This is a genomic window from Sinanaerobacter sp. ZZT-01 (assembly GCF_035621135.1).
GTDB lineage: Bacteria > Bacillota > Clostridia > Peptostreptococcales > Anaerovoracaceae > IOR16.
This window is the reverse complement of sequence record NZ_CP141728.1, coordinates 2614927-2626587: the sequence shown is the minus strand read 5'-3', so window position 1 is coordinate 2626587 and position 11661 is coordinate 2614927. Positions and strand designations below refer to the sequence as shown.

11 protein-coding genes are annotated in these 11661 nt (G+C 39.1%); all 11 read right to left on the bottom strand.

What is annotated here, in order from left to right; genetic code table 11:
* Window positions 1–3 precede the first annotated feature (3 nt).
* On the bottom strand, window positions 4–1467 hold the full coding sequence (locus tag U5921_RS12735) for an aminoacyl-histidine dipeptidase (RefSeq protein WP_324823836.1): 1464 nt from the start codon (window positions 1465–1467) through the stop codon (window positions 4–6).
* A gap of 210 nt (window positions 1468–1677) precedes the next feature.
* Complete coding sequence (gene ppdK, locus U5921_RS12730) at window positions 1678–4308, bottom strand: pyruvate, phosphate dikinase (protein WP_324823835.1); 2631 nt, start codon at window positions 4306–4308, stop codon at window positions 1678–1680.
* A 146-nt stretch (window positions 4309–4454) separates the two neighbouring features.
* Window positions 4455–5858, bottom strand: a complete 1404-nt coding sequence (locus U5921_RS12725) for a glycine--tRNA ligase (protein WP_324823834.1) — start codon at window positions 5856–5858, stop codon at window positions 4455–4457.
* 34 nt (window positions 5859–5892) lie between these two features.
* A complete protein-coding gene (locus tag U5921_RS12720; protein WP_324823833.1) occupies window positions 5893–6531 on the bottom strand; it encodes a DUF4342 domain-containing protein in 639 nt (212 codons plus the stop codon).
* A gap of 37 nt (window positions 6532–6568) precedes the next feature.
* The gene (recO, locus tag U5921_RS12715) at window positions 6569–7327 is read right to left on the bottom strand and encodes a DNA repair protein RecO (RefSeq protein ID WP_324823832.1); all 759 of its coding nucleotides are present in this window, start codon (window positions 7325–7327) and stop codon (window positions 6569–6571) included.
* 2 nt (window positions 7328–7329) lie between these two features.
* Window positions 7330–8223, bottom strand: a complete 894-nt coding sequence (era, locus tag U5921_RS12710; protein WP_324823831.1) for a GTPase Era — start codon at window positions 8221–8223, stop codon at window positions 7330–7332.
* 55 nt (window positions 8224–8278) lie between these two features.
* Window positions 8279–8656, bottom strand: a complete 378-nt coding sequence (gene cdd, locus U5921_RS12705) for a cytidine deaminase (protein WP_324823830.1) — start codon at window positions 8654–8656, stop codon at window positions 8279–8281.
* A gap of 40 nt (window positions 8657–8696) precedes the next feature.
* On the bottom strand, window positions 8697–9149 hold the full coding sequence (gene ybeY / locus U5921_RS12700; RefSeq protein ID WP_324823829.1) for an rRNA maturation RNase YbeY: 453 nt from the start codon (window positions 9147–9149) through the stop codon (window positions 8697–8699).
* Window positions 9133–10146, bottom strand: coding sequence for a PhoH family protein (locus U5921_RS12695; protein ID WP_324823828.1), 1014 nt, complete (start codon window positions 10144–10146; stop codon window positions 9133–9135). Before U5921_RS12695 ends, ybeY begins: the two co-directional genes overlap by 17 nt.
* Entirely contained in the window at window positions 10130–11383 is a 1254-nt protein-coding gene (locus U5921_RS12690; protein WP_324823827.1) for a sporulation protein YqfD, read from the bottom strand. The genes U5921_RS12695 and U5921_RS12690 overlap by 17 nt, the downstream gene beginning before the upstream one ends.
* Complete coding sequence (locus tag U5921_RS12685) at window positions 11380–11634, bottom strand: YabP/YqfC family sporulation protein (protein WP_324823826.1); 255 nt, start codon at window positions 11632–11634, stop codon at window positions 11380–11382. Before U5921_RS12685 ends, U5921_RS12690 begins: the two co-directional genes overlap by 4 nt.
* Window positions 11635–11661 lie beyond the last annotated feature (27 nt).

Genomic DNA, 11661 nt, shown 5'->3' with positions numbered 1-11661 from the left:
ATTTTATGCAGCATATAGCTTTTCTAGCACAGCAGTCAGCAGCAACCATGTCCGTTCGCAGGAAGCCAAGTCCATAATTTCGTCCGGTGTATGGCAATTATTTATCGTAGGGCCTACTGCGATAGCATCTAAGTCAGGTAGCTTTCCAGCAAAAATGCCGCATTCCAATCCAGCATGAATCGCTTCAATGCGTAACTCTTTCTGAAACAAGCGATGAAAACAAGTTATAAATTCATCCCGAATTTTAGATTTTTCTGCAAAACTCCACCCCGGATAAGCTCCGGCTATTTCGTAAGTGAACCCGAATTCGCCTGCAAGCAGCATCAGTCGTTCTACAATTTCATCTTGTAAAGATGCAACCGAGCTTCTAGGCGCAAATACAATTGCAATTTCTTTTTGACTGCTTTCAATTACACCCATATTTAAAGATGCAACAATAAATCCGCCCTGCCGCACATTTCGTTTTTGTGCGCCGTCCGGTGCAAGAAAGATCAGTTTTACAATATTTTCTGTCTCCTTTTGAGTCCATACCTGCATACGCTCTTTCTCAAATGTTTTCAGACCGATTGTGAAAGAAGGTTCATCTGTATGAATTTCCTTTAAAATCTCTTCTTTTATTCTATTTAAGATATTTACACCATGCGCTCTTTCTCTCTCATTAGAAAAACAAAGCTCAAAATTACCTTCTCTTGGTATCGCATTATCTTTATTGCCACCTTTAATAAAAACTAACTGTGCTTTCACTTCTTTTAAAACCGCTTGAAGCAGACGCCCCATGATCTTATTTGCATTTCCTCGCTCTAGCTGAATGTCAGACCCGGAATGCCCGCCTAGCAGTCCTTTGACTTCAACTGAAAGAAGATATGGCTTTTCTATCGTTTCAAAATCGGAAGTCTTTTTCATTGTGAATCGCATTCCACCAGCACAGCTCACCGTTGCAATTCCCTCTTCTTCCGAATCTAGATTAATCATAATTCTAGCATCGAGCACTGATGGATCCAATGCAGCCGCACCGTTTAAACCAATCTCCTCTTCAACCGTAAAAACACATTCCAATGGTGGGTGCTTCAAATTTTCTGCATCAAGGACCGCTAACATCATTGCTACTGCAATGCCATTATCTGCACCCAAAGTCGTCCCATTTGCTGTTACAAAGCCATCCTTCACAATAAGGTCAATGCCGTCTTTCTCAAAATCATGAATCACATCGTTGTTTTTTTCGCATACCATGTCCATGTGTCCCTGCAACATAACAGCAGGGCTTTTTTCATAGCCTTCTGACGCAGGTTTTTTTATAACTACATTATGTATTTCATCATGATAACATTGTAAATTCCGTTTTTTTGCAAAGCTAATCAAGTATTCGCTAATCCCCTTTTCGTTTCCAGAGCCTCTTGGGATTGCACTAACTTCTTCAAAGTACTGAAACAATGCCTTTGGTTCATAACCTGTAATTTTATATTCCATATTTTCCACTTCTCCAATCCTTTCATCTGTTAAAAATAAGATTCATATTTATTCTATTCCTATTATTCTAAATTTTCAATGCTTTCATTTAAAAGAATAAAGTCTAAGAAATATATCTTTCCTCATTCAACAGTAAATTTATAAAAACCATCATAAATTAAGAAAAAAGCCGTTTGTTGTACAACAAACGGCTAAAGTCTGATTTATCAATTAAGAAAATTTAATTGCTGCCTGGGCGGCTGCCAGTCGTGCAATCGGCACACGGAACGGAGAACAAGATACATAATTTAATCCAATCTTATGACAGAATTCAACGGAGGAAGGATCACCACCATGCTCACCGCAAATTCCAAGCTTTAAATCTGATCTTGTTTTTCGGCCTAATTCTACTGCCATTTCTACCAATTTACCGACTCCGACCTGATCCAATTTTGCAAACGGGTCGTTTTCATAAATTTTCTTTTCATAATAGGAACCTAAAAATGCACCCGCATCATCTCTGCTGAATCCAAATGTCATCTGTGTCAAATCATTTGTACCAAAAGAGAAAAATTCTGCTTCTTTTGCAATTTCATCCGCAGTCAAAGCTGCACGCGGAATTTCAATCATCGTTCCAACCATATATTTCATATCAACATCAGATTTTGCAATGATTGCATCTGCTGTTTCCGTTACTATATTTTTAACATACTGTAATTCTTTGATCTCTCCAACCAATGGAATCATAATTTCCGGAACCATCTTCCAATCCGGATGCTTTTTCTGTACCGCAAGCGCTGCTTCAATTACGGCAGTTGTCTGCATTTCTGCAATCTCCGGATAAGAAACCGCCAAACGACAGCCTCTATGCCCCATCATCGGATTCGTTTCATGCAAAGAAGTAATCACCGCATGCAATTCGCTGACTTCCATCTTCATGTCTTTTGCAAGTTCCTCAATATCATCCTGATCGGTTGGCAGAAATTCATGAAGCGGAGGATCTAAGAAACGAATCGTAACCGGGAATCCTTCCATCGCCTCATATATGCCTTCAAAGTCACTTCGCTGCATTGGCAAAAGCTTTGCTAATGCTTCTCTTCTCTGCTCTTCGTTATTGGACACAATCATCTCCCGCATAGCAGAAATTCTTGCGGAATCGAAGAACATGTGCTCTGTACGGCACAAACCAATACCTTCTGCACCAAAGCTCTTTGCTTGTTTTGCATCTTTTGGTGTATCCGCATTAGTACGAACCTTCAAGACACGATATTTATCTGCCCATTTCATTAAGCGGTCAAAGTTACCGGATATAGAAGCATCTACTGTCTTAACTGCTTCTCCGTAAATCTTACCGGTAGAACCATCTAAGGATATAAAATCTCCTTCATGAAATTCTTTTCCGCCAAGTGTGAAAACTTTTTTCTCTTCATTGATCTTAATTTCTCCACAACCGGATACACAGCAAGTGCCCATACCTCTTGCAACTACAGCAGCGTGTGAAGTCATACCTCCGCGAACAGTTAAAATGCCCTGTGAATAATGCATTCCTTCAATATCTTCCGGAGATGTTTCCAAACGAACCAAAATAACCTTTGCACCTTTCTTGGTCGCCCATTCCGTTGCATCTTCTGCCGTAAATACAACCTGACCGCATGCAGCGCCCGGAGAAGCTGGTAATGCTTCGCCAACCGGCACGGCCTTCTTTAATGCATCTGCATCAAATTGCGGATGAAGCAAAGCGTCGAGCTGCTTTGGATCAATCATGCTCACTGCTTCTTTTTCATTAATCATTCCCTCATCTACCAGATCACATGCGATTTGAAGTGCCGCTGCTGCAGTACGTTTTCCATTTCTCGTTTGAAGCATATAAAGTTTTCCCTCTTCAATGGTAAACTCCATATCCTGCATATCTCTATAGTGTTTCTCTAAAGTATATACGATTTTATAAAACTCTTCATAAACAGCCGGATTCTGCTCTTTCAGCTGATCGATCGTCTGCGGAGTTCTTACTCCTGCAACTACATCTTCACCCTGCGCATTCATCAAGAATTCTCCATACAGTTTCTTTTCCCCAGTCGCTGGGTTTCTTGAAAAAGCAACACCTGTTCCGGAGGTATCTCCCATGTTACCAAATACCATCGTCTGAACATTAACTGCGGTTCCCCAAGAAGAAGGGATGTCATTCATTCTGCGATAATAGATCGCTCTAGGATTATCCCAAGAACGGAAAACAGCCTTGACAGCTCCCATCAACTGTTCTATCGGATCAGAAGGGAATTCTTCTCCAACTTTGTTCTTATACTCTGACTTAAATTGTTTCGCAAGCTCTTTTAAATCTCCTGCTTCCAACTCTGTATCTAGAGTCACACCCTTCTTTTCTTTCATTTCATCAATCAATTTTTCAAAATAGGATTTTCCAACTTCCATTACTACATCAGAGTACATTTGGATAAATCGGCGATAAGAATCATATGCAAATCGGGGATTTCCTGTCTTTTCCGCAAAGCTTTCCACAACTTCATCATTCAATCCCAGGTTCAAAATTGTATCCATCATACCAGGCATAGAAGCTCTGGCACCAGAGCGAACAGAAACCAGTAGCGGATTTGCTAAATCACCAAATTTTTTACCTGAATTTTTTTCAAGCTCTGTTATGTAATTTAAAATTTCTTTTTGAATATCTTCATTAATCTTTTTCCCATCCGCATAGTATTGCGTACAAGCTTCAGTCGTAATTGTAAATCCTTGCGGAACTGGCATACCCAAATTTGTCATTTCCGCTAAATTTGCACCTTTACCTCCTAATAATTCGCGCATGTTTCCATTACCCTCTTTAAAAAGGTAAACGTACTTCTTTCCCATCTTTCATCTCTCCTTTTCATTTTTTAATATTGTAGTTTTTTGTTCAATTAAATGATTATTTAAATCATAAAATGATAGATTTGATCACGAAATAAAAAAATAACCTAGTAACAAGGACAAGCTCTTATAAGCTTGCCCTATAAAATTTAAAAAATCAATTGTTCTTCAATATAGCTTTTCAATTCACTGATCGGCAGACGAATCTGCTGCATCGTATCACGGTTTCGTATAGTAACCGATTGGTCACTCTCTGTGTCAAAGTCAACAGTAATGCAAAAAGGAGTTCCTATTTCATCCTGTCTGCGGTATCGTTTCCCGATACTTCCCGGTAAGTCATAATCAATCATAAAATACTTGGAAAGTTCAGCATGGAGTTCTTCAGCAGCAGCAGCCTGTTTCTTCGTTAAAGGAAGAACTGCAGCTTTAAACGGTGCTAACGCTGGATGGAATTTCATAACTACTCGAGTATCTTCTTGTCCTTTTCCATCAACGATCGTCTCTTCATGGTAAGCATCTACTAAGAATGCTAAAGTCACACGATCTGCACCTAACGACGGCTCAATACAATACGGAACATATTTTTCATTGGTAACTGCATCCATATAACTCATGTCTTGACCGGAGTGTTCCTGATGCTGTTTCAAGTCAAAATCAGTCCGATCTGCAATTCCCCATAGTTCTCCCCATCCAAATGGGAATAAAAATTCAATGTCCGTGGTTGCATTGCTGTAATGAGAAAGTTCTTCTTTTTCATGATCTCGAAGACGAATGTGCTCCATATTCATCTGCAAAGACTTCAACCACTCTACACATGTATTTTTCCAATAATCAAACCATTCCAGATCAGTTCCCGGTGTACAGAAGAATTCCAACTCCATCTGTTCAAATTCCCGTGTGCGGAAAGTGAAATTACCCGGTGTAATCTCGTTTCGGAAAGATTTACCAATCTGTGCAATGCCAAATGGCATTTTTTTGCGAGTTGTTCTTGCTACATTTTTAAAGTTTACAAAGATGCCCTGTGCCGTTTCAGGACGCAAGAAAATTTCTGACTTTGAATCTTCCGTGACGCCTTGAAAGGTTTTAAACATCAAGTTAAATTTACGAATTCCTGTAAAATCGTTTTTACCACATTCCGGGCAAGCAATTTCTTTTTCTTTTATATACGCTTCTAACTTTTCGTTGGACCAACCGTCAACTGCAAGTGCTTCCCCATCCTTCTTAACCATATAAGCTTCAATCAGCTTATCTGCACGAAATCTTGCTTTACAGCTTTTACAATCAATCAGAGGATCCGCAAAGCCACCAACATGACCGGAAGCAACCCAAGTTTTCGGATTCATTAATATAGCGGCATCCAAGCCTACATTATACTTAGATTCCTGCACAAATTTTTTCCACCATGCTTTTTTTACATTGTTTTTTAATTCGACTCCTACCGGACCATAATCCCAAGTATTCGCAAGTCCTCCATAGATATCTGATCCTGGATACACAAAGCCGCGCGATTTTGCTAATGCTACAATTTTGTCCATTGAAAATTCTTTCTTCATCTCACCCTACCATTTCTGTTTCTTCTATTCTGTATTACTCTTCTTCGTCATTACAGCTGCTCTCACAACCGCAGGTTTCAACTGGCTCACCGCATCCGCAGGTACAATTGGAATCGTCTTCCTCTCCTGTCTTTTCAAAGTCTTCTGTCTCAGTATTTTTTCGTAAAGCTTCGTTTGCTTTTTCCTTGACATTATTGAAGACATCTGTGCCTTTTACTTTCATTTCATCTGCAATGACAGAGCTTTTTTCCTTCATATTTTCAAAAGTATCCGTTGCCATTCCGCTTACATTCACAACTTCCCCGTTGTCCTTTACAAGCTCAATACGGCACTTTGTTCCAAATGCTGCAATGGTTGCAAACACAGCAGTCCAAGGGAATATAATCGTGCCGATGATCCCTACATTCAAAGGAAGATTTAACAATACATCATCTTCTTTTTTGATAATAATCTTTGCAATATTTCCTTTGCGAACCATATCCTTAATTAAGTCGATAATCTCGGCACCCTGTTCGCCAAGTTTGCTCTTACTGCTGAGATCAATGGATTCTTCGATATTAATAATCGCATCTACCACACTGCCTTCAGCTGCTTCCAATGCCTCTTTCGCCTCTTTGTAGCTAACCCCAGTTCTGTCTTTTACCAATTCAATCTTTTCTAATGTAATTTCCATAAAAAACACCACCTTTTCTTTTCCTAAATAAATTCTACTATTTTTGTGAAAGATCCATAACAAACCCCTCACTTTTTAATGTTTTAATATCCAAATGATAGGCAAAGTAATCCTTTAAAATCTTCTGTAGCTGCCCCTGAACAGCTTCTTCTAAAGCTAAGTTTTTTAATGCTTTTAAAGAATGCTGCAAAAAATATCTCAATATATCTACTATAGCAAAATTCAATTCATAAATCAATCCATCATTCGCATTCTCTTGCAAAAGACATGCCTTACAAACAACGCCTCCGTCTTTAATACTGAAATTTGTTAAATTTTCTTTGCTGCCGCAACGAACACAAGCGTCGACTCTGGGCATGCTTCCAAATAATTGTAATAATTTTACTTGATAGGCAAGCACCAATGTCTCGAATTTTTTCTTTCTCTCTTCCATAAGAGAAAGAAAATCCAAAAGCAAATAAAATATTTCCGTCGCTTTTGCATCTTCGGCCAAAACTCGTTCCGTTAATTCCAAAATATAAGAACAACACATATATTTTTCGATATCTTCACCAATACGGTAATAGCTTTTTATAACTTCAGCACCATTGATATGGTAAGTATCGCGATTTTTATAAAGTTCATACTTCCCATAGGTAAAGGGGCGCATCGCCAAAGCAGACTTTCCCTTTCCCTTCTCATTAATACTGGTGCCCGCACTGATTTTTCCAAATTTTTTTGAAAATAAAATCACCATTCTGCGTCCAGACACTGTTTTAATTTGCTTGAATATGATTCCTTCCGTATCTGTGTACATATCTATTCCTTATACCCAAAATTACCGATGATAAAGTCGTTATCTCTCCAATTTTCTTTTACTTTTACCCAAAGTTCTAAAAATACCTTCGTTCCGAGAAGTCCTTCTATTTCCAAACGAGCGCTCTTTCCAATTCCTTTAAGCTTCTTCCCTTCTTTCCCGATAATAATTCCCTTATGAGATTTTTTCTCACAATAAATAACTGCCCCAATTTTCGTAATTTTATCCGTTTCCTTATAAGTTTCAATTTCAACTGCTACTCCGTGCGGAACTTCGTCATTTAAATATAAAAGAACTTTTTCGCGAATCAGCTCGCTGACCAAGAAACGTTCTGGATGATCCGTCACCATATCCTCCGGGAAATACATCGGCCCTTCTGATACTAAGGTCTCAATTTTTTGTAAAAGTACCTCTACATTTTTCCCTTCCAATGCACAAACCCCGTAAATGCCATCGAACATACCGGTTTTATCATATTCTTCATAAATGCTTCGAAATACGTCTGGTGAGAGCTTATCTATTTTATTAATCATTAGCAGTTTCGGTGTCTCTGTTTCCTTCAGCATGTCCAGGATATAGGTATCCCCCGGTCCAGAAGACAACGCATCATCTACAATAAAGACAATCACATCCACTTCTTTCAACGTATTTGCTGCCATTTCCGTCATATAGCCGCCAAGCTTATTCCTTGGCTTATGAATGCCCGGCGTGTCAATAAAGATCAACTGGCAGTCATCTGCCTCACCCCTGTTTCGAGTAAAAATACCTCGTATGCTATTTCTCGTCGTCTGTGGTTTATCTGTAGCAATCGCAATTTTTTCTCCTAAAATTGCATTCAAAAGCGTAGACTTTCCAACATTCGGCCTTCCAATAATTCCAACAAATCCTGATTTCATTCCAACTCCTAATCTTCAACTATGCTTTGCCTATAAAAAAATCGCTTTCAAAAAATTATAATCGAAATCCCTTTGGCAATAGCTCCGTAATCTTGGTAACAACCAAATGCTCTTCATCTGCTCCCATTATAATTTTTAAATCATCACCGAATTCATACATAAACTGGCGGCAAATACCGCAAGGGGAAACTTCACCCTCAGAAGAAGTCACTGCTAGAGCGGTAAAATCCCGAAAGCCTTCGGAAATTGCCTTAACAAATGCCGTCCGCTCTGCACAAATCGTCCCTCCAAAGCTTGAATTCTCAACATTAACTCCCGTAAAAACTTCTCCTGAACTCGTAAGCAAGGCGGCACCCACATGAAACTTTGAATACGGAGCATACGAATGCTCTAAGGCTTCTTTCGCCTTTCGATATAAGTCTTTTTCGTTCATTTTATTACTCCAATCAGCCACTATGTCCTATTCTTCAATTTTATCGGCCAAGCCCGATTTGATTCATAATTTTTTCTTCTTGTTTTCTCATTTCTGTTTTTTCTTCTTCGTTCATATGGTCATACCCCAACAGGTGGAACATGCTGTGAACAAAAAGATACACGAGTTCCCGTTCACCGGAATGACCGTATTCATCCGCTTGAAGCAAAGCCTGTTCCGGACAGATGACAACATCGCCTAAACATACTTCCTCTGCCTCTTTCACTTCATTTAAATCCTCAAACTGTGGAAACGATAGAACATCCGTTACAGCATCCTTATTGCGATAAACGCGATTGAGCTCTTTGATTTCTTCAGTACTTACAAAGGTTACGCTCACAGTTATCGTTTGCGGGTCCAAACCTTCTTCTTGAACACAAAGAGCACCCGCTTGATTCATATGGTTTACAACCACTTCACCAGGCATACGTTCTTCACTAAAAATGATATTCATTCGAATCCTCATACTCTTTCTCCGGATTTTTTTCCGGATTCTTTGTGGAATAAACATCGTAGGCATTGATAATACGTCGAACCAATGGATGCCGAACAACGTCAGCATCCTTCAGAAAACAAAATTCAATACCTTCTACCTCTTTCAACACCTCAATAGCATCCAGTAATCCAGACCGCTTCCCTCGAGGCAAATCAATCTGCGTTGCATCTCCGGTAATGACGGCTCTGGAACCAAAGCCAAGACGTGTTAGGAACATTTTCATTTGTTCTTTTGTAGTATTTTGCGCTTCATCCAAAATAATAAAAGAATTATCCAGTGTACGCCCTCTCATATATGCAAGCGGTACCACTTCAATCGTCTCTCTTTCTTTTAAACGAAGCGTACTATCTCTTCCCAGTATATCATATAAAGCGTCATAAAGCGGACGTAAATATGGATCTACTTTTTCTTGTAAGTCTCCCGGAAGAAACCCAAGTCTCTCCCCTGCTTCCACCGCAGGTCTTGCTAAAATAATTTTTTCAACTTCTTTGTTTTTAAATGCATTGATTGCCATAGCAACTGCCATGTATGTTTTTCCGGTTCCTGCCGGTCCGACTCCAAATACAACATCATTTGCTTTCATGCTTTTTGCATAAGCAGTTTGTCCTAAAGTTTTTGGTTTAATCGGCTTTCCTCTATGTGTAAAACAAATCGTGTCCTTATTTACCTTGCTGTCTTGATACGAAATTCCTCTTTCAAGCAAGCTGATAACATAATTCACCTTCTGTTCATCCAGTTTCTCGCCGGATTCTAAAATTGAGATTAAATTTAAAAGAACCTGCTGTGCCTTTGACGCTTCTTTTCCTTTTAATATCAGCTCATCCTGCCTCTGTACGATATCCACCTCATAATTTTCCTGGATAATCTTCAAATTAATATCCAGATTTCCAAACAATTCATTCGTATCTTGTTCATGACCAATCTTTATCTTAAGTTCTTCAATTAGGTTCTCCAATCGGATTCATTCCTCCCTCCGCTTCCTGCTCATCTGTCTGCGGTTCCTTCTTTACAATCGGCGCCTCGCATCCAATCTCTTCCAAGGCATGAAGCATTACAGTTACTTCTATTATATTTTCTTTCTCCTCAAACTTCAAACTATTATTTATAATTTGCGCTTTTTCCGGTATTTTTTCTTTTTGGAATCTACGAACTTGCAAATTTGCATATTCTTTGATCTCTTCATCGGTTCGTTTTTTACGGTACAGCTCAACCTCTGACAATTTAATGACTGAAAGCTTTACAGGAAGTGGGCGAATTGAGTTTATGACATTCTTTTCTTCATAATTTGAGGAATCGTAAGGCCAAAACCATTTTGCAGTATTGAATTCAAAGGTTCCTATCTGAATGCCGAATCCATAAAAATGCTTTCCTGTGTCTTTTCTTATAAGGGAATACTTTTCTTGGTAGCGCTGGAAACGATACAATATGCGAGCTTTTACTTCTCCATTTGCATGAACATACCGAACTAATTCATCTTCTGAACGGTTCGCATATGCCTTATCTTCTATCAACTGTTCCCCGCTGATGATAACATCTCCTTTTTTTACGGATGCTCCCTTCTGAACTTGTACGGTTCCCTCTCTGGCAATCACCTTCTCAATATATCCATCTTTCGAAGCGACGATATTAACCGGTGTACTTGCGTCCACAGGCTCAGTTTCCTTTGTACCCTCCACAATTGTAACCTCTGCCATGCTTCCATTATATTTTATCCCAATCCAAGAGATATTATCTAATTTTTGAAACATTTGTGTTTTAATTTCATTAATATCTACATTTTTTTTGCATCCTTCATAAAATCCGACTTCTTTCAACGCTTGCCTGATTGTCGCTTCTTCAATCCGTTCATAGCCCTGCACACGAATTTCTGAAATAAAGCTTGCCTGATATATTAAAATCAATAGAAATAAAAGAACCCCTACCAGCGTGCTCTTTCTTTTTAAAGCTCTGAAAATAAGGGGTCTATATCCATTTTCCCGCAAAATAGTCACACGATAGCGACGCTTCACAATCCCCAGAAATGCATCCCAGTCCTGATTACGAATTTCCATCGTCATAGATAAATTGTTTTCAAAGCGAATCCTTCGCAATATTATCTTTTTTCTCAAACACTGCGACAGCAATTTCTGCTGCTCAAAACCTTCAACTCGAATTACCTTTGTATATGCAAAAAAGCTCCCCCTGCTTCTCATTCTTTCTTCTCCCCATAAAATTCAACGGACGTGAGATTTCCGTTTACCAGCATTCGTTCTTCCTCCAACTGCTCTACGACTAATTCAGTTCCGTACAACGCCAAATAGCGACTGCCGCAGTCAACAATAATTTCATCATTGCCGACCATCACGATTTTTTTTACATTGTCCACCACCGCCGTCTTTCCGCTAACCAGAATGCGTGGCATATGCAAGCTGAAATCAAATAAAAATTCTTCCTGAAAACTCATAACTGCGGCCTCCTTCCTTCCTAGTAT

Bases quoted from the DNA above. Each gene is read 5' to 3' on its own strand.
- U5921_RS12690 (WP_324823827.1), bottom strand. From the start codon at position 11,383: ATGAGAAGCAGGGGGAGCTTTTTTGCATATACAAAGGTAATTCGAGTT.
- U5921_RS12720 (WP_324823833.1), bottom strand. From the start codon at position 6,531: ATGGAAATTACATTAGAAAAGATTGAATTGGTAAAAGACAGAACTGGG.
- U5921_RS12735 (WP_324823836.1), bottom strand. From the start codon at position 1,467: ATGGAATATAAAATTACAGGTTATGAACCAAAGGCATTGTTTCAGTAC.
- recO (WP_324823832.1), bottom strand. From the start codon at position 7,327: ATGTACACAGATACGGAAGGAATCATATTCAAGCAAATTAAAACAGTG.
- era (WP_324823831.1), bottom strand. From the start codon at position 8,223: ATGAAATCAGGATTTGTTGGAATTATTGGAAGGCCGAATGTTGGAAAG.
- U5921_RS12725 (WP_324823834.1), bottom strand. From the start codon at position 5,858: ATGAAGAAAGAATTTTCAATGGACAAAATTGTAGCATTAGCAAAATCG.
- cdd (WP_324823830.1), bottom strand. From the start codon at position 8,656: ATGAACGAAAAAGACTTATATCGAAAGGCGAAAGAAGCCTTAGAGCAT.
- ppdK (WP_324823835.1), bottom strand. From the start codon at position 4,308: ATGGGAAAGAAGTACGTTTACCTTTTTAAAGAGGGTAATGGAAACATG.
- U5921_RS12685 (WP_324823826.1), bottom strand. From the start codon at position 11,634: ATGAGTTTTCAGGAAGAATTTTTATTTGATTTCAGCTTGCATATGCCA.
- ybeY (WP_324823829.1), bottom strand. From the start codon at position 9,149: ATGAATATCATTTTTAGTGAAGAACGTATGCCTGGTGAAGTGGTTGTA.